The 22412-nt window shown below is 35.6% G+C and carries 15 protein-coding genes; 8 read left to right on the forward strand and 7 right to left on the reverse strand.

Features of this window, described 5'->3' with window-relative positions; translation table 11 throughout:
• The first annotated feature begins 99 nt into the window (after window positions 1–99).
• On the forward strand, window positions 100–1050 hold the full coding sequence (gene uspE, locus DK858_RS11600; RefSeq protein ID WP_109397540.1) for a universal stress protein UspE: 951 nt from the start codon (window positions 100–102) through the stop codon (window positions 1048–1050).
• 72 nt (window positions 1051–1122) lie between these two features.
• On the opposite strand, the gene pntB is transcribed toward uspE, so the two are convergent.
• Together pntB and pntA are read right to left on the reverse strand one after the other, a co-directional pair.
• Window positions 1123–2511: a Re/Si-specific NAD(P)(+) transhydrogenase subunit beta gene (pntB, locus tag DK858_RS11605; protein ID WP_109397541.1), complete on the reverse strand. Its 1389-nt coding sequence runs from the start codon at window positions 2509–2511 to the stop codon at window positions 1123–1125.
• An 11-nt stretch (window positions 2512–2522) separates the two neighbouring features.
• On the reverse strand, window positions 2523–4052 hold the full coding sequence (gene pntA / locus DK858_RS11610) for a Re/Si-specific NAD(P)(+) transhydrogenase subunit alpha (RefSeq protein WP_109397542.1): 1530 nt from the start codon (window positions 4050–4052) through the stop codon (window positions 2523–2525).
• A 386-nt stretch (window positions 4053–4438) separates the two neighbouring features.
• On the opposite strand from pntA, the gene ydgH reads away from it, so the two are divergent.
• Together ydgH and DK858_RS11620 are read left to right on the forward strand one after the other, a co-directional pair.
• A complete protein-coding gene (gene ydgH / locus DK858_RS11615; protein WP_109397543.1) occupies window positions 4439–5392 on the forward strand; it encodes a DUF1471 family protein YdgH in 954 nt (317 codons plus the stop codon).
• Between the two features lie 262 nt (window positions 5393–5654).
• A complete protein-coding gene (locus DK858_RS11620; protein ID WP_109397544.1) occupies window positions 5655–7049 on the forward strand; it encodes a basic amino acid/polyamine antiporter in 1395 nt (464 codons plus the stop codon).
• A 235-nt stretch (window positions 7050–7284) separates the two neighbouring features.
• On the opposite strand, the gene hrpA is transcribed toward DK858_RS11620, so the two are convergent.
• Entirely contained in the window at window positions 7285–11181 is a 3897-nt protein-coding gene (gene hrpA, locus DK858_RS11625; RefSeq protein ID WP_109397545.1) for an ATP-dependent RNA helicase HrpA, read from the reverse strand.
• Between the two features lie 652 nt (window positions 11182–11833).
• On the opposite strand from hrpA, the gene DK858_RS11630 reads away from it, so the two are divergent.
• The 4 genes from DK858_RS11630 (at window position 11834) to DK858_RS11645 (ending at window position 16227) form a co-directional block, all read left to right on the forward strand.
• Window positions 11834–12388: a fimbrial protein gene (locus tag DK858_RS11630; RefSeq protein WP_162556395.1), complete on the forward strand. Its 555-nt coding sequence runs from the start codon at window positions 11834–11836 to the stop codon at window positions 12386–12388.
• A 117-nt stretch (window positions 12389–12505) separates the two neighbouring features.
• A complete protein-coding gene (locus DK858_RS11635) occupies window positions 12506–13201 on the forward strand; it encodes a fimbrial biogenesis chaperone (protein ID WP_109397547.1) in 696 nt (231 codons plus the stop codon).
• Window positions 13194–15605, forward strand: a complete 2412-nt coding sequence (locus tag DK858_RS11640; protein ID WP_109397548.1) for a fimbria/pilus outer membrane usher protein — start codon at window positions 13194–13196, stop codon at window positions 15603–15605. The genes DK858_RS11635 and DK858_RS11640 overlap by 8 nt, the downstream gene beginning before the upstream one ends.
• A 40-nt stretch (window positions 15606–15645) precedes the next feature.
• On the forward strand, window positions 15646–16227 hold the full coding sequence (locus DK858_RS11645; protein ID WP_109397549.1) for a fimbrial protein: 582 nt from the start codon (window positions 15646–15648) through the stop codon (window positions 16225–16227).
• Window positions 16228–16320: 93 nt separating this feature from the next.
• Here DK858_RS11645 and DK858_RS11650 read toward each other — a convergent pair whose 3' ends face one another.
• From DK858_RS11650 to DK858_RS11660, 3 genes are read right to left on the reverse strand one after another with little or no spacing between them, the layout of a single operon-like run.
• Window positions 16321–16653, reverse strand: a complete 333-nt coding sequence (locus tag DK858_RS11650; RefSeq protein WP_109397550.1) for a YdbL family probable chaperone protein — start codon at window positions 16651–16653, stop codon at window positions 16321–16323.
• Between the two features lie 10 nt (window positions 16654–16663).
• Window positions 16664–16870 (reverse strand): YnbE family lipoprotein, encoded by a 207-nt coding sequence (locus DK858_RS11655; protein ID WP_006536650.1) that lies wholly within the window; start codon window positions 16868–16870, stop codon window positions 16664–16666.
• Complete coding sequence (locus DK858_RS11660; RefSeq protein ID WP_109397551.1) at window positions 16867–19503, reverse strand: YdbH family protein; 2637 nt, start codon at window positions 19501–19503, stop codon at window positions 16867–16869. The genes DK858_RS11655 and DK858_RS11660 overlap by 4 nt, the downstream gene beginning before the upstream one ends.
• Before the next feature lie 149 nt (window positions 19504–19652).
• Here DK858_RS11660 and DK858_RS11665 point away from each other — a divergent pair, with 149 nt between their 5' ends.
• The gene (locus tag DK858_RS11665; RefSeq protein WP_109397552.1) at window positions 19653–20651 is read left to right on the forward strand and encodes a 2-hydroxyacid dehydrogenase; all 999 of its coding nucleotides are present in this window, start codon (window positions 19653–19655) and stop codon (window positions 20649–20651) included.
• 85 nt (window positions 20652–20736) lie between these two features.
• On the opposite strand, the gene DK858_RS11670 is transcribed toward DK858_RS11665, so the two are convergent.
• Window positions 20737–22335 (reverse strand): methyl-accepting chemotaxis protein, encoded by a 1599-nt coding sequence (locus tag DK858_RS11670; protein ID WP_109397553.1) that lies wholly within the window; start codon window positions 22333–22335, stop codon window positions 20737–20739.
• Window positions 22336–22412 lie beyond the last annotated feature (77 nt).

Below are 22412 nucleotides of genomic sequence, written 5' to 3' on the forward strand. Positions count from 1 at the left end.
ATTTGTGTCCCGTTTTCTATTTTGTGCTATTGCATTTTATCTTCTTGGGTTATCTTTAAATTGTAGATGGATAAATCCAGCCCTAAAGAGGATATTACAATGGAAAAATATCAAAACCTTCTCGTTGTCATTGATCCTAACCAAGATGACCAACCAGCACTTCGCCGTGCTGTCTATATCGTTCAGCGTAATGGTGGGCGGATAAAAGCTTTTCTACCTGTTTATGATCTCTCTTATGACATGACAACTCTTTTATCTCCCGATGAACGTAATGCCATGCGTAAAGGTGTTATCAGTCAGAAGGCTGCTTGGATCAAACAACAAGCACGCTACTACCTTGAAGCAGGTATAGAGATTGATATAAAAGTCATTTGGCATAATCGCCCTTATGAAGCCATTATTGAAGAAGTTGTTGCACATCAACATGACTTACTGATTAAAATGGCTCACCAACATGATAAATTAGGCTCGCTTATTTTTACCCCGCTTGACTGGCAACTACTTAGAAAATGCCCTTGCCCTGTTTGGATGGTCAAAGATAAAGAGTGGCCTGAATACGGTACTATCGTTGTCGCTGCAAATTTATCAAACGAAGAATCTTATCATGATGCCCTTAATCTAAAATTGATTGAACTCACCACCGATTTATCTCATCGCATACAAAAAGATCCTGATGTCCATTTACTCAGCGCCTATCCTGTTGCGCCTATTAATATTGCGATTGAGTTACCTGATTTTGATCCAAATCTTTATAATAGTGCACTACGTGGTCAGCATCTCATTGCAATGAAAGAGTTGCGCCAGAAGTTCTCTATCCCAGAAGAGAAAACACATGTTAAAGAAGGATTGCCAGAGCAAGTGATCCCTCAAGTTTGTGAAGAATTAAATGCGGGTATTGTCGTACTAGGTATTTTGGGGAGAACTGGCCTATCCGCCGCATTTTTAGGAAATACAGCCGAACAACTTATCGACCATATTAAATGTGATTTGTTAGCAATTAAACCGGATGGTTTTACCTGCCCTATTACTGTTGATAGCGATCACGATTAAACTTATTGCTCTGTATACTAAAAAAGCCAGTCAAAAATTGACTGGCTTTTTGCTATTCGCTATCTATATCTGTTATAGCGCTTTTAAAATTGCATCCACACTGGCTTTAGCATCGCCAAACAACATTTGTGTATTCTCTTTAAAGAACAGTGGATTTTGAACACCTGCATAACCCGTATTCATTGAGCGTTTAAACACAATAACATTCTGCGCTTTCCACACTTCTAATACTGGCATACCCGCAATTGGGCTATTTGGATCATCTTGTGCAGCTGGGTTTACTGTATCATTAGCACCAATAACCAACACCGTATCAGTGTCGGGGAAATCATCATTGATTTCATCCATTTCTAATACAACATCATAAGGTACTTTAGCTTCTGCTAATAACACATTCATATGACCCGGTAAACGTCCTGCTACTGGGTGAATACCAAAACGCACTTTCACACCACGTTGACGCAATTTTTCAGTAATATCATGTACAGGGTATTGTGCTTGAGCAACCGCCATTCCATAGCCCGGAGTAATAATAACTGAGGTTGAGTTTTTCAGCATATCAGCCACTTCTTCAGCAGTTGTTTCGCGATACTCACCCATTTCACCGTCTTCTGTTGAAGCTGAGCCATCAGTACCAAATCCACCTGCTATTACGCTAATAAAAGAACGATTCATCGCCTTACACATAATATAAGAAAGGATAGCACCTGAAGAACCCACTAATGCACCTGTTACAATTAACAAGTCATTGCTCAACATAAAGCCTGCTGCCGCGGCTGCCCATCCAGAGTAAGAGTTCAGCATCGAAACAACAACTGGCATATCTGCACCACCAATTGATGCAACTAAATGCCAACCAAATGCCAAGGCAATCACAGTCATTATGATGATTAAGAAAACTTGTAAGCCAACACTGTCAGTTTTAACAAACCAAACCATCAATAAAAAAGAAACAACCAAAGCTGCAAGGTTTAATTTATGACGATTAGGTAACATCATCGGTTTAGATGACATTTTCCCGCTTAATTTACCATAAGCGACAATTGAACCAGTGAATGTAACCGCACCAATGAAGATCCCTAAAAAGACTTCTGTTAGGTGGATATTCACCATGACAGGATCCATTGCTGTATTATGGTCAAGATAACTGTTAAAACCCACTAAAACCGCCGCTAAACCTACAAAACTGTGTAAGATTGCGACTAATTCTGGCATTTGAGTCATTTCGACTTTTTTAGCTAAACGGATACCAATAACAGCACCGATTACCATTGCAATAATGATCCAACCCACATTACCAGCATAAGGGCCGAAAATGGTTGCGAACAATGCAATTGCCATCCCTGCAATACCAAAATAGTTACCTTGTTTAGAGGTTTCATGTTTTGATAAGCCGGCAAGGCTGAAAATAAATAATATCGCGGCGACAATATATGCCGCTGTAACAACGCCGCTGGACATAATTGTCTCCCTTATCCTTTACGGAACATTTTCAACATACGTTGAGTAACAGTAAATCCACCAAAAATATTAATACTCGCAATCAATATTGCGATAAACGAAAATAGGCTAACCCAGCCACCACTACCAATTTGGAGTAAAGCACCAACAACGATAATGCCTGAGATTGCGTTTGTCACTGACATTAATGGCGTATGCAATGAATGACTTACATTCCAAACAACGTAGTAACCGACAACACAAGAAAGTGCGAATACCGTAAAGTGAGATAAAAACTCTTTCGGTGCAACATTTGCAAGCCATGCAAACAATAAAAAGGCTATCGCTAATAAACTGTACTTTTTCCAAGGTGAAACTGGTTTAGCAACGGGTTTCTCTTGTGGTTTTGCAGCAGGAGAGGCTTTAGGCTGTGCAGAAACTTGAATAGGTGGCGCAGGCCATGTTACTTCACCAGCACGAATTACCGTCACACCACGAATGACAACATCATCAAAATCAATATTGATATTACCGTCTTTTTCTTTACACAGTAATTTCAATAGATTAACTAAGTTAGTACCATAGAGTTGAGATGACTGTGCAGGTAAACGAGCGGCTAAATCAGTGTAACCAATGATTTTTACGCCATGTTCTGTCGTAAAGATTTCATTAGGTACGGTATATTCACAGTTACCACCATTTTGAGCCGCAAGATCGACGACAACACTTCCCGGCTTCATTGAATCAACCATCTCTTTCGTAATTAAACGAGGAGCGGGTTTTCCTGGAATTAATGCCGTTGTAATGATGATATCAACATCTTTTGCTTGTTCTGCAAATAATGCCATTTCAGCATCAATAAATGCTTTTGACATTACTTTCGCGTAACCATCACCGCTGCCCGCCTCTTCTTTAAAATCAAGCTCAAGGAATTCAGCGCCCATACTTTGAACTTGCTCTTTAACTTCAGGGCGAGTATCAAAAGCACGAACAATAGCACCAAGACTACCTGCGGCACCGATAGCGGCAAGGCCTGCAACACCAGCACCAATGACCATCACTTTAGCTGGTGGTACCTTACCTGCAGCAGTAATTTGTCCGGTAAAGAATCTTCCGAATTCATGGGCAGCTTCTACAACAGCACGGTAACCTGCAATATTTGCCATTGAACTTAACGCATCGAGAGATTGCGCACGAGAAATACGTGGCACACTATCCATTGCCATAACGTTAATATTCTTTTTAGCTAACTTTTCAAGCAATGCCGCATTTTGAGCTGGCCAAATAAAACTCACCAGTGTCGCACCATCTTGTAGCAACGCAATTTCATCATCTAGTGGTGCATTTACCTTCAAAATAATGTCTGATTCCCAAACATTTTGAAGAGCTAGGATCTCAGCACCGGCTTCCTGATAAGCGTTATCTTCAAAGCTTGAGGCAATGCCTGCACCATTTTCAATAGCGACTGTAAATCCTAATTTTATGAGTTGAGCCACTGTAGCTGGTGTAGCTGCAACCCTTGTTTCATTAGAAAGTCGCTCTTTGGGTATACCAATTCGCATAATTTCCCCTTCTTATCCATAGAGTTCTGTTAAAATTTCCCCGTTAACTTCACATTTATGCAAAAAAAATGTTAAAAATAATAATATGTATGCCATTAATCGGAGTTCTAATAACCTACTGAAAATAAAACCAATAATCTATATCTGTGTAAAGCTAAAATTGAACTTAATTGGATCATTTTAGTCGAAAAGGCATATTTATGAATTATTCACTATATTCAGGTAAATATCTGGTAACATATACTGGTCATTTGACTCTGTGGCAATTCGCTAAATAAAATAATGCGACAAATGCTATTATTACATGTAATAATTAATCCCTATGTGATAAACCACGACGTTCAGCACATGACCAATATTAATTGCGCAAGGCGGAAGGATTTTGTATGAAGCTGAAAACCTCAGTCATCGCAGCAGCGATGTTATCTTTAACTAATATCACTGTTGCGCAGGCTGCTCAGGAATTAACACCCGAACAAGCTGCAGAACTAAAACCATTTGAAAGAATTACAGTTATCGGTCGTTTTAACGCCATTTATGAAGCCGCTGATGCGGTCTCTCGTCGTGCGGATAAAGTCGGTGCTGATAGTTTCTATATTCAAGGTCTAGATGATATTAGTGATAGTGGCAACATGAGTGTTACTGCTGACCTATACCATAAAGATGCACCAAAAGCAGATAAAGAAAGCTATCGTGTTTTTCATGGCGTGAAAGAACTACCAAAACCTGAAGCAATTCTGCTACAACCATTTGATACAGTTTCTATCCGTGGTTACTACCCTACAACCCCTGATATTAACAACGCAATTGCAAAAGCGGCAGCTAAAAAAGGTGCAGCATCATTCTTTATTGTTCGTAACGTATCAACGAATGATGGCGGTAACCAAGAAGTAACAGCTTATATCTACAAAAAAGATGCGCCTAAACGTGCAATTCAAGCGCCAGAGGCTGTCGTTCCTTATGATTCAGAGGCAGGTCGTGCACTTATTGCAGAAGGCGGAGCCGCTGCAAATAAAGTTGAAAAACCTGGCCTTGCTTCAAATACTGACTTTGATAGAAGCGTAGGTGCTTTTGCTGAAACACAAAGCTCTGGTGCAAGTGGTCGTTACACCGTCACTTTACCTGATGGTACTGAAATTCAAGAAGTCAACAAAGCAGCGGCTGCATTAATGGATCCTTTTGATACCATTACTTTCAGTGGCTACTTTGTGAACTCACCAGAAATCTCGTATCAGGTTGCTAAGCGTGCAGCAGCAAAAGGCGCTAAGTTCTACCATATTACAAATGAATGGCAAAGTGATGGTGGTACAGTCACTATTACTGCTGATCTGTTCAAGTAATAAAAGTTTCCCATTAAAAAACCTTGCTCTAGCAAGGTTTTTTTTATTCAAAATTTAATCAAACAATCATTATTTTATAAAAGTGAATAATTTTTATGATTTAATGCATAGACAACCAACTCAACTCTCCGTAAAATCTCGCTGTTTTTTAGTGTTTTTATCTTTATTTAAATTTGAGATATTCATATTTATTCTATTTACTGACCAAAAAACAAGAAAATACGCTATTTATTTACAATTTTAATCATGTAGGTAATTATCCTTGAATAAGAAACTTGGCTTAATATCACTCACCGCATTAGTATTAAGCTCAATGGTTGGTGCAGGTGTATTCAGTTTGCCTCAAAATATGGCTGAAGTTGCCAGCCCTGCCGCATTAATTATTGGCTGGCTGATAACCGGCATTGGAATCCTCTTTCTTGCTACATCTTTATTACTCCTCTCTCGTCTTAGACCTGATCTTGATGGTGGCATTTTTACCTATGCGAAAGAAGGATTTGGTGAATTCATTGGTTTTTGTTCAGCATGGGGTTATTGGGTCTGCGCTGTTGTTGCAAACGTTTCTTATCTTGTTATTGTTTTTGCTGCCTTTAGTTTTTTTACAGACACACCAGAGAACGTTATTTTTGGTGATGGAAATACATGGCAGGCATTAATTGGAGAATCAATTTTACTTTGGGTTGTCCATTTTCTTGTATTACGTGGTGTTCAAACTGCAGCTAGTATTAATTTAATGGCGACAATGGCAAAACTCCTTCCTTTAGGATTATTTATTATTGTCGCGCTATTAGCTTTCAATATGGATATATTTACTCTTGATTTTAAAGGTGTAAATATGGGTGTCCCGGTGTGGGATCAGGTCAAAAATACCATGCTGATTACACTGTGGGTATTTATTGGTATTGAAGGTGCCGTCGTAGTTTCCGCAAGAGCCAAAAATCGTCGTGATGTTGGCTTAGCAACAGTACTTGCCGTTGTTATCGCATTAATTATCTATATCCTCGTCACTTTATTATCGCAAGGCTTGGTTAGCCAAGCAGAGTTGGCATCAATGAAAAACCCATCAATGGCGCCATTACTCGTTCAGCTTATTGGTGGCATAGGCGAGATAATTATTGCAGCCGGTCTTATTCTCTCTGTATGTGGTGCTTATTTAAGCTGGACTATTATGGCGGCAGAAGTGCCATATATTGCTGCACTGCATCATTCATTTCCTAAACAATTAGGAATACAGAATAAAAATGATGCTCCTTCATCTTCATTATGGTTTACCAATTGTGCTGTCCAATTCTCTTTAGTTTTAATTTGGTTGACCGGAAGTAACTACAATACACTGTTAACCATTGCATCAGAGATGATCCTTGTCCCTTACTTTCTTGTCGGTGCATTTTTATTTAAAGTCGCAATCGCACGTAGCAGTCGTGCTCTATTATTAATAGCAATACCTGCAAGTCTATACGGTTTATGGCTACTTTATGCATCAGGTGTTATTAATTTATTGCTCTCTGTCGTTCTGTATGCCCCCGGTATTCTGATGTTTTTATACACACGAAAACAGTACAAAGACAAAAAGCCTCTATTCTTGAGTGAAAAGATCCTGTTAGCTCTTGTCTTATTTGGCGCAATTCCGGCATTAGGCTACTTAATTTTTTACTAAAGACAATCTGAGAGGTACTAGAGAAACGGTACCTCTCTTCTCCTTCCTTCCCCCCTCACTTCAGTTAAGCGCCTTCCTGCTAAGCTGTTATTTTTAACTTAGATGGTTAGGTATATATAAATTAAGAAACATATAGTATGTTGTAACTAATATAGAGATAGTCATTAATTAGCTGGGTAATAAAAAACCCACAAGAAGTATAACTTCTCGTGGGTCTAAACATATCTCTATAAAATTAGTTAAAACTTATTTGTTCCATCGCCTGCAATATACGTTTATCTGATATTGGATATGGTGTGCCTATCTGCTGAGCAAACAGGCTTACTCTAAGTTCCTCTATCATCCAACGAATATTTTGCACTTCTTCTTGCTGTTTTTGTTTCTCAGTTAACTTACCTAACCACTGTTGCCATTGTTGAATAACATTTTCAACTCGACTCATTTGAGCGCGATCACGGTTAGGATCAATGGCCAGTTTTTCCATTCGTTTTTCAATTGCGCTTAAATAACGAGGAATATCCGCTAGACGCTTCCATCCATGCGAAGTAACAAAACCAGGAAAAACTAACTGACCAAGTTGAGCTTTAATATCAGATAATGCAAAAGCAACGCTAATATCTACCCGCCCTTTTAAACGTTTATTGATAGCAAACACTTGAGTTAAAATCGCTTCAACTTGTTTTGCTATTTCAACCACTGCATCATTTAATTCAGATCTGACATATTCTTGCAGTTTTTGATATTCATCTTCTTGCCAAATTAAACCACCATAAGACGCCATCAATTTGTCAACACCACAAGCAATACAATCATCAATCAACTCAAGCACTTTGCCATAAGGGTTAAAGTAAAGACCAAGTTTTGCTTTATTCGGTAATTTCTCATGTAGATATTTTATCGGTGACGGAATATTTAATAACAATAACCGTCTTACCCCTTCCCACATTGAAGCTTGCTGTTCAGATTCTGTTTCAAAAAGCTTAATCCCCACACTGTTTTTTTCATCAACCAATGCAGGATAAGCTTTCACTGAATAGCCACCACGTTTTTGCTCATAACGCTGAGGCAAATCACCAAAACTCCAAATATGTAAATCTTGTTGCTCAATACCATCATCAGCGACTGCTGATAATGTTTCTTGCACTTTTTCCTTTAAGTTCTCTTTTAATTTATTGAGATCTTTACTTTCTGCTAGCGTTTTATTTTTATCGCCAACAACACGGAATGTCATTTTTAAGTGATCAGCAACTTGGTCAAGTTGCCAACTCTCTCTATCAACGGTCACTCCCGTCATACGACGTAATTCTTTTTCAAGTCTATCAAGTAAATTACCTTCAACTTGGGGTACACGCTCTAAAAAAGCAGAGGCATAGTTAGGTGCTGGTACAAAATTACGACGGATAGGTTTTGGTAATGACTTAATTAAGGCCACGATCAATTCATGACGAATACCTGGAATTTGCCAATCAAAGCCTTCGTCTTTTACCTGATTTAAAATAGGTAATGGTATATGAACAGTGACACCATCAGCCGCAGTACCTGGCTCAAATTGATAGGTTAAACGTAATTTTAGATTATCTTGATGCCAATAATTTGGATAATCTAATGCGCTAACACGTTTAGCATCATCTTTAATCAGCATACTTTTTTCAAAGTTAAGCAGATCAGGTGATGCCTTTTGAGCCTCTTTCCACCATTTATCAAAATGTCTAGACGAAACAACATCTTGAGGTATCCGTTGATCGTAGAAAGTAAACATTGTTTCATCATCAACAAGAATATCTCGACGACGAGATTTATGCTCTAACTCTTCAACTTCTGTCCGTAATTTTAAATTGTCACGGAAAAATGTATGACGAGTCTGCCAATCTCCTTCCACTAACGCATGTCGGATAAAGAGCTCGCGACATAAGAGCGGATCAATTTGGCTGTAATTAATAGGTCGAGAAGCAACAATTGGTAAACCATACAAAGTCACTTTTTCATTTGCCATCACAGCGCCTTGCGCTTTTGACCAATGAGGTTCGCTATAGTGATGTTTCACCAAATGTTCAGCAATAGGTTCAATCCATTCAGGTTCAACGCGCGCTGCGATCCGTCCCCATAAACGAGAGGTTTCGACTAACTCTGCCACCATTGTCCATTTTGGTGGTTTTTTAAATAAACCCGAACCAGGATAAATAGAAAAACGCGCATTTCTTGCACCAGTAAATTCTTGTTTATCTGCATCTTTTTGCCCAATATGCGACAATAAACCACTTAACAGAGCAACGTGGACACTTCTAAAATCTGCGGGTTCACTATTGACAGGAAAGCCTAATTCTTTAACAACTTGTCGCAATTGCGTATAAACATCTTGCCACTCTCGAACACGCATAAAGTTTAAAAACTCTTGCCGACACAACTTTCTAAACTGAGAATGGCTCAGCTCTTTTTGTTGAGTTTTTAAATAATCCCACATATTTAAAAAAGATAAGAAATCAGAATCTTTATCTTGGAAGCGTCGATGCTTTTCATCAGAAGCTTGTTGCTTATCCATTGGTCTTTCGCGCGGATCTTGAATTGAAAGTGCAGATGTAATCACCATCAACTCTTTTACTGCGCCATATTTACGCGCTTCAAGTACCATTCTCGCCAAACGAGGATCAATGGGAAGTTGTGCAAGTTGTTTCCCCATTGGGGTTAAACGATAAGCACCATTGTGATCGGTTTCGTCTTGTAACGCACCTAGTTCTTCTAATAAACGAACACCATCCTGAATGTTGCGTTTGTCGGGTGGCTGTACAAATGGGAAAGCACTAATATCACCTAACCCTATCGACGTCATTTGCAAAATAACAGATGCAAGGTTAGTTCTTAATATTTCAGGATCTGTAAATTCAGAACGAGAAATAAAATCATCTTCTGAATAAAGGCGAATACAAATACCATCAGAAACACGACCACAACGCCCTTTTCTTTGATTTGCTGAAGCTTGAGAAATAGGCTCGATTGGAAGTCGTTGCACTTTAGTCCGATAACTATAACGACTAATACGTGCAAAACCGGTATCAATAACGTACTTAATACCTGGTACAGTTAATGAAGTTTCGGCAACGTTAGTTGCTAAAATAATACGTCTGCCATTATGAGGGTGAAAAATTCGATTTTGTTCACTGTTAGATAAACGAGCAAATAAAGGCAATACTTCAGTATGGCGAAGTTGTAATTTATTCAGCGCATCAGCAGTGTCACGAATTTCTCGCTCACCGCTCATGAAAATAAGAATATCCCCCGCACTTTCTCTGCTTAATTCATCAATAGCATCAACAATGCCATCTGTCATATCCTTATCACTATCAAGTTCATCACCACCAATAGGACGATATCTCACTTCAACAGGATAAGTCCGACCAGATACTTCAATAATCGGTGCTTGATTGAAATGTTTAGAAAAACGTTCAGGATCGATGGTTGCAGAAGTAATAATGACTTTTAAATCAGGGCGCTTAGGTAATAGCTGTTTTAAATAGCCAAGAATAAAATCGATATTTAAACTACGTTCATGGGCTTCATCAATAATGATAGTGTCATATTGTAGTAACAGCTTATCTTGCTGTAATTCTGCTAATAAAATACCATCAGTCATCAATTTAACGAGAGTATTGTCGCCAACATGATCGCTAAAGCGAACCTTATAACCTACAGATCCACCTAGCGTACATTTTAATTCATGAGCGATACGTTCAGCCACTGAACGTGCAGCTAAACGACGAGGCTGGGTATGACCAATAAAACCCTTTATCCCTCTTCCTAATTCAAGACAAATTTTAGGGATCTGTGTTGTTTTACCCGAGCCAGTTTCTCCTGCAATAATAACAACTTGGTTATCGCGTATTGCATTATAAATAGCATCTTTCTTTTGACTAACAGGAAGGTTTTCTGGGTAAGTAATTTCAGGACAATTGGCACGACGGCGAATTATCATCTGTTGTGCTGTTGTGATATCGCCTTTAATTGCACTTAATACCGCTTGTTTAGACTCTTCATTATTAATTTTAGCGACGCCACGTAGACGTTTTCTTAATCGCTGCTGCTCCCGTAGCGATAGTTGCTCTATTTCTTGATAGAGCGTGGCAGATGATAATGTCACCTTTTGCTATCCTTTTTGAGGTTTATTTAACCAAATAATATTGTAGTTATGATATCACAACAGCCAATTTGCACATAAAGGGTTGATGAATTTTCTTATTACATAAATGTATATAATCAATAAATTTGAATAGCATATTTGAACGATTAACCAACCATGGCTGCTTTTATAAAGATCAACCTTCTGATCTGATTGTTCCTTTCCTAACACTGTTTTTTATCATTTATTGATATTAATAATCTACAATTTATTTTAATCGAAGATACTGTTATCGGTAAAGAATATGCACAACAGCCTCATGATTAAGAATAAAATAAATTCATTTAATTATTAATAAAGAAACAATGATAAAATAAAGATATATTTATTAGTATTTTTTATCGAGGTGCTATTTATTTATAAATACAATTATAAAAAAAACACCTCTATTTTTTTTAAAAAAAAACCTCAACAGATAAATCATTCATACCTTACCTATACGTCGAAATTTAAATCTAAGTTACCTATCATGGGAAGTATTCTTTGCTAATTATTTGATAAAACAATATTAATTATAATCACATATAACTTGCCAAATTTCACGTAAATAAATATTATTATCTCGCTCTTAATTATGAGCAAATTTGTAACTAAAATTAAAATGGACTTTAAAATGAAAAAATCATTATTTTCACTGTTAATTCTGTCTACTCTTTCTTTATCAAATCAAGCTATTGCAAAAAATAGTTATCTTATTCAGGGTAATGAAAACATATCTATCCAAGGTAATGTAATTAAAAGGGCTCCAGTTTGCACCCTAGAGAATATAGAGCCAGTTGTATTAGATAATATTTACGATGATGAAATTGAGCACTCTGAGGCAAAAGAATTTAAGATAAATTTTTCTAATTGTACTCATTCTGATGAATTTAAAGAGTTCTCTATTAAACTTCAACGACAAGAATCTAATGCATTAAAAAATACTCTTCAAGGGAAAGATGCAACCAATGTTTTAATTCAATTACTTGATGAAGATGATTATCCAATTTTATTAAATCAAGAAAATAACCTTACTTTTAAAAAGGGTGTTGTTGATGGTAATGCTGAATTTACATTAAAAGCAAATTATAAGGCACCAGCAAGTGGGGAAATTAAAGCCGGTCAATTCGCCTCTAACTTAGTTTTTGATGCTTACATCAATAATGATATCATTGAAGATATTGAATAAATCATTGCTAATGACCGCATGTCATAAGCATTATTTCTCTTTGAACTTTAATTAAATAAAAAGCCGGAATGCCGGCTTTTTTATTCTTAAACTAATATAAAGTTGATTAAAAACCACATGTTTAAAAAATACAGCATATATATAATATCATTTTTTCTTACATTCTCATCTTATGCTTCTATTCAAATAAGTCAGGATAAGTTTTTTTACAAAGAGCAAGATAAGGAAATTCTATTTAATATAAAAAACAAAAATGAACAAAACACATATATTGTTCATAGCTGGGTATCACACTATAAAAAAGAAAGTAGTGCTGAGGCACCATTTATCATATCCCCTAGTTTAATAAAATTAGCACCAAATGAAAAATTCACATTAAAAATTATCAAAATGGATGACATAAAAGAAATTAACCAAGAGTCTATATATAGAGTAAATGTAAAATTAGTTCCAGTTATGGATAATGAAATGGTTGATAAAAACATTCTCCTTATCTCTTTAAATTCAATATATAATCTTTTCTATACACCTAAAAATATTGCAAATAAAGATAACAACAAAGATATTAGTTTTTCTATTAATGCTGATAATTACATTAAAATAAATAACCCTACCCCTTACTTTATTACAATAAAAGAAATAATCATAAACAATATTAATTTATTGGATAAAGCAATAACCATACCGCCATTTAAATATTATAAAATAAAAAATATAACTAAAAATATCAAAGATAAAAAAGTATATTGGAAAAAAGTAAATGAGTATGGCGAGACCATTACTGGCACACCAAAGGAACTTACTTATGAGTAAGATAATTTTTATACTAAAAACATCTTTACTATTGATATTAAATGTATACCCTTTTTTTTCTATTGCGCACAGTAATATTCATCCTTTATACAAAAAAGTATTATCAAACATTGATAATAAAATTATCGATAGCTTATTAATTAATGAGCATCCGGACGGCTATTACTCAACAAATTTACATATCAACAACCAGAAAAAAGAAACTATTATTTTATATTATGAAAATAAAGATGGAATATTAACGCCAAGGATTAATGTTGATAACTTAATTCGTTTAAATATCTCACCATCTTTTTATAATATCCCTTTGGATTTAAATTCTGATTTCTTATTAAGTGATTACAATATTGATTTTAAATATAATTTTTCAACACAATCATTATATTTAACCATTCCACAGAAAGCATTAGAAAATAAAAAAAACAAACTATCAGATCAAGTTTTATGGGATGATGGTGTCCCTGCTTTATTTAGCTCATATTCCTATTTTGGCAAATATAACAACAAAAATAAAATAGATCATAAAATCAATTTTAATTCAGGTGCTAATTTAGGTGCTTGGCGAGTACGTAGTCAAAGTTATTATCATTACACTGATAAGCAACAGCAGTTCAAATTATACTCACTATATGCTTATCACCAATTAAATACGCTGTTGGCAACTCTGAATATGGGTGAGTTTCGGCCAATAAGTAGAATGTTATCGACGGATAAATTGATTGGATTCCAACTCATATCAAGCAATTTGCTCTCTGGTAATGACCTCTATATGAACAGCCCTATCATAGAAGAAATAGCAGAATCCAATGCTGAAATTAAAGTGAAACAGCAAGGAAAAACAATTTATGAAACTATTGTTCCTCCAGGTCCTTTTGTTTTAAATGATTTACCTGTTATAGGGAGCAATGAATTAGTATTAGAAATAAAAGAGGCTGATGGGCGTATAAGAAAAAGTACGCATTACTTTACTTCAATGCCAAATCAATTAAAAAAAGGTCGTTATCAATATAATTTTATTTCTGGATATTCTTATGATAGATACAATCAGCATAACAACTCAAATGAGAAGCCTATTTTTTTACTGAGTGAATTCTCTTATGGCATTAATCAAAAAATAACGGCCTATGGTGCAATCAGAAAAATGCTTAATCACAATACCTTCTTTTCAGGATTATCATTGGATTTAGGTCATTGGGGGGGGTTAGCGAGCGATATTAGTTATTTTAACTATAATAACCTATTAAAATATCAATTGCGCTACCATAAACGCTGGAGCAATACTGGTACTTCTTTAAATATATCCTCTAGCCATTACCAATCAATAAAAGATGATGATAATAGCAATAAAAAAAGTCAAAAAGATAGAATAAAAAATAGATATTCAATTTCTCTTTTTCAACCCATTAAATATTTTGGTACATTCTCTCTTGGTTACCATCAAAATTCCTTTACCAAAATAAAAAATAATTTTATGATAAATACCTCTCTCTCATCTTCTATAAAAAAAATACATTATAGTGTAAAATATCAATATGAAAATAAAGGACATTATAATGATAATCATTTTTCTTTAAATTTTAGGATCCCATTAATAAGTAAATCTCATTCTTATCATTGGATAAACAATCAATTTAATTATCATTCAAATAATAAAAGTTATATAAATAGTACAACTATAGGTGGGAGTTTACTAGAACATCATCGCTTAGGATATTCTATTAATTACCAACGGAATTTTAGCAACCCGAATGTTAACCAGAATACCTCACTAAATGCACAATATAGAGGGGAATACCAATCTTATTCTATTAATACTACTAACTCGCCTAATAACACCTTTTTCAGGTTAGGAGTTAATGGTGCGATAGTTATACATCAAAGTGGAATTACCTTAGCATCTAATTTAAGTAATACTTTTGCTATTGTAAATACTAATGGCATAGCCGGAATTAAAACTAATAACTCGTCAAAAACCACTACAGACAATAATGGTAATTTAATATTATCGAACATCACTCCATATCGTAAAAATATTATTGGACTAAATATACGTTCGTTACCCAAGTTTAGTAGTACAAACACTCAAAGTAAAATTATCGTTCCTACATTAGGTGCAGTATCAAAAATCAATTTCCCTGTAAATATGGGCTATAATGTTTTGTTTACCTCAAATACACCTATTCCGTTTTCTGCAAATGTAATGGTATTTGATAATAATAATAATCTTAGTTCTACTGACTTTGTCTATGATCATAATAGAATTTTTCTCTCGGGAATAAAAGAAACAGGATGGGTACAAGTAAAATGGGGAGATGCAGAAGAAAAACAATGCATCTTCCATTATGACATAAAAAATGAAATAAAAAATAACTCACTTATTAAAAAAGAAATTAGCTGTCAATAATTAATAATTATATTCTTACATATTTATTGAAGAGTTTTATATGAAATCAATAAACATAATGGTTTTAATCCCTATATTATTACTATACTTTCCTTTTATTGCTTTATCTGAAAATAGAAGAGGAAGTTTACCACCTCCAGTAAACTGTGATATTTACATACCTTATACCACTGTATTTAGCAATATAACTTCTGATGATTTTACTGCATCTCATGCAGGAGCATTAGCTAATGAAGACTATAGTGAAGTTATTCTGCTATCATTTGAAAATTGTTCACAAACTAATACTGAAATAACAGTAAGTATTGATAATAAAAGTATTGATTTTAATAATGGCTACTTTATAAATCATGCAACTGGCCCCACGGCGAGTAACAATATTACATTTCAATTGATTAATGATGAAAATAATCCTATTAATTTAAACCAGAAAAATAAATTCACTAAAATCATTGATGAACATAATGAAGCACATTTTCACTTTTTATTAAATTATGTCAAGAAAGATGATCTCCCTCCAATGCCAGGAAGTATAACTACTCATATCATGTTTAATATGGAAGCGAACGATCAGATTATTGAGTCAGATAAATTAATAGACATAGGTTATCAAGAAGACTAAAAAATAAAGTGATAATAAATATTATAAGTATATTAATTATCAGATAATAATTTAGTCTATTTTTTTATTACTACATTACTTGGGCAGTGGATATTATTTCTTAATCCACTGCCCATTAATGCCTTTTACAAACTCACCTTCATTGGCTCTTGCCACTAATTTCTCACCTGCAAGCCGAGCAACAGATTCTGGTGTTACTTGATTCGTTTTAGCGATTTCAGCATATTTTGTTTTTCTAGCTTGATTTATTTCATCAACAAGCTGCTGGGCTTGCTTGTTATTTGTCTGTACCAGTTCAATATAACCGCTAAAGGTTTCCCCAACTAATCCTTGTGATCTCGCTTCATCAAGTGTTAAAGCCATAACATTCGTGCTCGTTAGAGCAATGATTATCCCAAAACTTAACAGATATTTTTTATAATTCATCATTTATCCTTTAAAAAATGGCGCTGTTATTTTTTAAGAGATCTTCCACTTGTCTATCTATTTTTACATTAATCTCATGTTCGATTTTTACATTCATATTAATATTTATCGGTTTATCCGGTGTTGCGACCTCTAATCGAATACATCCGGTTAAAATTGATATTCCCATTGCCATGATCGTGAATAAAAATAGATTTTTTAAGAATAATGGTTTCACTCTGACTCACTCCCTAAATCTGATAAGCTTTTTTCTAACCACTCTTCCAATTGTGAACCAAATCGTAAACTTCGCCATAATTGAAAGACATTTTCTTCGTGACGATAATTGAAATTAACCTGGCGACGTTTATCTTCAAGGGGATTTGTTCCTCGAATCTCAGCTTCTAGCACTAACTCACCTAAATTACTTAAATTCACACGAGTCCAAGAACGACTGATTTCTAGATAACGCAACCATGCCATAGCAACACCGGCTGACATGTTATTATTATCAATCGAATCAACAAAATCTTTATCAAGCCTTAACGTTAAATAAGATGAATTAGCCAGCCAACCATCTTTAATAATCCATTGATTATTGCTAATAAAAAATGGGAACTCACCACTTACTTTACCTGATGCTGCGAATTGCGTCACTTTTAATAAAGTAAACAGATGACTTAATTGAATATTATCAACAGAAATAATCGCTGCGTCATGTTGTGGTATTGCTAATTTTGCTAAAGATAGTGTTCCATCCAACATTGCTACATTAACGTTAGATAAGACTAATGGCTTACTTTCAGTTGCTGGATAAAAACCTTTAAGATCGGCTGTAATATCGGTCATTTCAAAAAGATTATTAACACGCTTTATTCGTAACTGAACAGGCTGTTTTACACCAAGTTGCCATTCATCACCGTTTAAACGCCAAGGTAAGATAAAATCTAAACCTTCTAGGATGCCATCTTTAAGCCACATTCCCCCTTGTTTAACAACAAGGTGACCACCAGCAATTAATCCTTGTCCTGGTGCAATAGAAAAATCTGCTTGCGTATATAACTCACCTTTATCAAGCGTAATTCCTAAATCTGCGGGGATAAGTGATTGAAAAACATCAATTGGCTGTAACGGCCAACGCATTTGACCTCTTAATCTTGCTCCATCCCAACGTGTATTAATTGCAATTGGCCCTATATTGGGTTTGGCACTCAATTCACCTTTTACATTAAAATTAAAGGGGGATTTACCACTCACCGTAGCAATAAAATCTGTCTTATCTAAAAAACCACCAGCAGGAAAATCAATGCGCTGACTCGTTAATTTTAGCTTTCCATTAAATGTCGACGTTTTATCATCTCTATTCCAACGAAATGGGCTTAGCAAAGATAATCGTGGTGCTGTCATTACGGTATGTTGATATTTTAAAACATCAAAACCTGTGTTGAGTTTTTCAAAACTCACTAATTTATCAACCCAAGAACCTGTCCCTGCAATATCCCAACGCGCTTTTAATGGTAGTAAATTCCCATCGCCCCAATAGCGCCATTGCCAAGTTCCATTATCAGGTAAAAAATTAATAGCTTTACCTTGGAAATGAATGCGGTAATCTCCCCAAATACTATCTTGGGCAACAACTATCGCATTTAAACGCCCATTAAAACCTTTTGATGAAAGTGTGGTTCCGGCTAAAGGTAAACGAGCATCTGTGACGGTAAGCGTTTCAGTGACTGGTCCTTTAAAACGAAATAAAGAACCAGATTGAAATTCAATAGTAGGATTGGTCAACATGCCAGTAACTTTAACTGGTAATTGCGCAGTGGCTTGCATTAATTCTTTATTAATAACACCTGTGATTTGAATAGGGATTTGAGCATCTAACCAATTAACTGCTGTTTCAGGGATCGATATCACTAAATTTCCTTTCCCCGCTTTGCCTTCTGTCATCACGTTTAATCGCGCAGTTAATCTTAAATCCGCCAATCCTTTTTGCCATTGGGCAATATTAATATTTACACCACCTCGCAAAGGTTGATCTAATCCAAACCATTCCCAACGGCCTTGCTCAATAACAATATTTTCAGATGTGACTGTCCATGGTAATAAAGCCAATGCGTGACCACCACCCTGTTCAGCAACTGAAATAGTGCCAGATTGTCCTATCCATTCAAGAATAAAAACTAAAGGATGAGCATAATCAGAAGCTAATAAAGTGGCATTGATGGTGCCTTTTTCTGGTAATGACGCAATATCTAGAGGAAGCGCTATTTCTGCAGCAAGTTCAATATTATTGTCATCAGGTAAATTCACTTTAAGCTGTTTAATATCAAGCCACTGGTTATCTCTAATAAAAATAGCAAGTTGAGCATTTTTTCCTTGGTAAGAAATTAAACGCCCATTATTTTGTGTTTTTAGCTGTAACGCACCTTGATAACGGCTATTTTCTTTTAAAAACACATTGTCGATATTGACAGATAAATGAGGTATTGAGGTGAGTAGTGAATTTATCTCAAGAGGAACGGTTGCCGTTTCTTCTTGCTTACTTGCAGGCATCATTGAAAAACATTTTTCATCAATGGCAAGTTGCTGGCTATTAAATTGAAGTTTATCAATCTGCTCTTTTTGATAAGAGAAAACAAAGTTATCAAGATTAGCTAAAGTGCAGCTCTCTGTCTTTAATGCGATATTTTCAACTGAAACGCCCATAGGCTGTAACTTGGGCTGTGATAACGAAAGTGTTACACCTTCAGGTAAGTAATAATCGGCAACAACTGGCAACCAACGAGGAATTGATACCCATAAAGCAGTGCCTATTAGACTGGTGCCTAGTAGTATCATCCCTGTCCATTTGATTGTTTTTCTTAACAACACATCATATTCCTTTTAAACAAACCTGAATCATCCACTTACCTCGTTAAATTGTTTATAATGATAGTATTAATTTCTTTCATATTGGGGCTGGATAATTCTTGTTTTTCCAGTCTCTGAATAAAAATTTAATCGAGAGTAGAGAAGACTGGATGAAAATCGTTTCCTATAGTACTAAACATTATGATCGTAAGCACATGGAATGGGTCAATCAACATAATGGATATCATTATGATATTGAATATTTCGATTTTAATTTAACAGAACAAACTGCAAAAAATGCCGTTGGCGCTGATGCTGTCTGTATTTTCGTCAATGACGATGCAAATCGTGCGGTTTTACAAGAGCTTGCTAGCCTTAATATACGTATCCTCGCATTACGCTGTGCTGGATTCAATAACGTTGACTTAGAAGCTGCCACTGAATTAGGCATAACAGTTGTCCGTGTTCCGGCTTACTCGCCAGAAGCGATTGCAGAACATGCTGTTGGCATGATGCTATCACTTAATCGTCGTATACACAGAGCTTATCAACGTACTCGTGATGCTAACTTCTCATTAGAAGGCTTAACTGGCTTTAATATGCATAATCGCACTGCCGGTATAATTGGTACAGGTAAAATAGGATTAGCGACATTACGCATATTAAAAGGCTTCGGCATGAAATTACTGGCTTATGATCCTTATCCAAATCAAGCAGTACTGGATTTAGGTGCCGAATATGTCGATTTAGCAACAATTTACAGAAATTCTCATGTGATTTCATTACATTGCCCATTAACCGCAGATAATCATCACCTATTAAATGAAACTGCTTTTGCACAAATGAAAGATGGTGTGATGATTATTAACACTAGTCGTGGTGCATTAATTGACTCTGTAGCTGCAATTAATGCATTGAAACAAAGCAAAATTGGTGCATTGGGAATGGACGTTTATGAAAATGAACGCGATCTTTTCTTTGAAGATAAATCAAATGACGTGATCCAAGATGATATTTTTCGCCGTCTTTCTTCTTGTCATAACGTGCTGTTCACAGGACATCAGGCTTTCTTAACAGAAGAAGCCTTAATTAGTATTAGTGAAACAACACTGCACAATATTAAAGAAGTTGCTTCAGGCATTGAGTGCGTTAATCAGATCAAAGCTTAGTTCTAAGCATTAAGAATAAACCTAATAAAAGCCCCCTTGCCGTAGATACGCTAAGGGGGCTTGTTATTTATTATCGATGTGAGGCTTATTTTTCTTGAGTATCGATAACTTCCGTTGATTGCGTTGGAACAAAAGGTGAAAGCGTTTCTTTCTCTTCATCCACTTTAAATTGTGAAACCAATTTAGCTAATTGATGAGCTTCATCATCCATATTCGCTGTGATAGTGGCTGATTCTTCAACTAATGCTGCATTTTGTTGAGTAACGGTGTCCATTTCACTGACAGCTAACGCAATTTGGTTTATACCCATACTCTGTTCATTAGAAGCAAGAGCAATCTGTTGCATAAAGTCATTCACCTGATTAATTGTTGTAACAATCTCTGACATTGAACGTCCAGCTTGCGCAACTTGCTGCGAACCAACATTGACTTTATTAACAGAGTGCGTAATCAACTCATTGATCTCTTTTGCAGCTTCCGCACTACGACTAGCTAAATTACGCACTTCAGATGCAACAACGGTAAATCCTCTGCCTTGTTCACCCGCTCTTGCCGCTTCAACTGCTGCATTCAATGACAAAATATTCGTTTGATTAGCAATACTGTTAATAATGTCATTGATATCTGCAATTTTCTTCGCACTTTCAGAGATTGAATGCATAGTTTCGACCACGCTATCCATCACATTTTCGCCGTTTTGGGCAGATGCAGTTGCTGTTAGTGCTAATTTGCTTGCTTCACGTGAATTATCTGCGTTTTTTTCAACGGTTGTTTTAATTTGCTCCATGCTCGCAACCGTTTCTTGTAATGCACTCGCCTGCTCTTCAGTACGGGAAGATAAATCGGTATTTCCTGTCGCGATTTCGCTTGCACTAACACTAATAGTATTAACGGCATTCTTTACGGAAGAGATCATATGGCTTAATGAATTCTTCATCTTATTCATTTCATTGAATAACAAACCAAATTCATTAGTACCGTGATTCTCTACACGCATGCTTAAATCGCCTTGACTCATTTTACTAAAGATATTGATTAACACTCGAATATTGCTAATAAAAGTATGGGAAAACCAACGCAATATAAAGATAAATAAGAGAATAACGATAGTACCAGTAGAAATTGACACCATCATCAAGCGTTCTTGAGATGTTTTTGCAATATCGATATAACTATTTTCAATACCATTAGCAACCGCATAATATTTCATAGTAATATCATTTAACTCGTCCATTTTAGCACTGGCCGAGTGTGTTGTTAGCTCACCTTTACGCAGTCTATCCAGTGCACCGGTGAAAATATCAAGCAGTTCATCAAAACGCTTCGTCATATCATCAGCTAATTCTCTCCCCTCTAAGGTGAGTTTTTCTGTATCTGACCAACGGTGGATCTCTTCACGGGTTATTTCAATATATTCTGCTGTTTGGTGAAAATATTTTGCTGAAGGTTTTTCATTAACACGCAATTGCCCATCTAACCCATTAATATTTGCCCTGATCACGGCCATTTGATATCGCGCTTTGCCCATAAGTAACATTTGCTGACTTAGGCTATTTGATGAAACGAAATTATTATAGGATCGAGTGGAAGCATCATAACTAAAATAAATAATGCTCATAATCAACGCAAATAAAATGGCCAGCATGACCTTAACGGTCTTTTCTATACTGATATTTTTAAACATGGTCATATTCCATCAAAATATACAGAATTTTTTATCTGTACATTTGTAAGATATCAGAATGCACTCTTTCTCTCTGA

The sequence above is a fragment of the Proteus faecis genome (assembly GCF_003144395.1).
Lineage (GTDB): Bacteria > Pseudomonadota > Gammaproteobacteria > Enterobacterales > Enterobacteriaceae > Proteus > Proteus faecis.

Excerpts from the sequence above, each read along its gene's own strand:
- uspE (WP_109397540.1), top strand. The coding sequence starts at position 100 with ATGGAAAAATATCAAAACCTTCTCGTTGTCATTGATCCTAACCAAGAT.
- pntB (WP_109397541.1), bottom strand. The coding sequence starts at position 2,511 with ATGTCCAGCGGCGTTGTTACAGCGGCATATATTGTCGCCGCGATATTA.
- pntA (WP_109397542.1), bottom strand. The coding sequence starts at position 4,052 with ATGCGAATTGGTATACCCAAAGAGCGACTTTCTAATGAAACAAGGGTT.
- ydgH (WP_109397543.1), top strand. The coding sequence starts at position 4,439 with ATGAAGCTGAAAACCTCAGTCATCGCAGCAGCGATGTTATCTTTAACT.
- DK858_RS11630 (WP_162556395.1), top strand. The coding sequence starts at position 11,834 with ATGAAAAAATCATTATTTTCACTGTTAATTCTGTCTACTCTTTCTTTA.
- DK858_RS11635 (WP_109397547.1), top strand. The coding sequence starts at position 12,506 with ATGTTTAAAAAATACAGCATATATATAATATCATTTTTTCTTACATTC.
- DK858_RS11640 (WP_109397548.1), top strand. The coding sequence starts at position 13,194 with ATGAGTAAGATAATTTTTATACTAAAAACATCTTTACTATTGATATTA.
- DK858_RS11645 (WP_109397549.1), top strand. The coding sequence starts at position 15,646 with ATGAAATCAATAAACATAATGGTTTTAATCCCTATATTATTACTATAC.
- DK858_RS11650 (WP_109397550.1), bottom strand. The coding sequence starts at position 16,653 with ATGAATTATAAAAAATATCTGTTAAGTTTTGGGATAATCATTGCTCTA.
- DK858_RS11665 (WP_109397552.1), top strand. The coding sequence starts at position 19,653 with ATGAAAATCGTTTCCTATAGTACTAAACATTATGATCGTAAGCACATG.
- DK858_RS11670 (WP_109397553.1), bottom strand. The coding sequence starts at position 22,335 with ATGTTTAAAAATATCAGTATAGAAAAGACCGTTAAGGTCATGCTGGCC.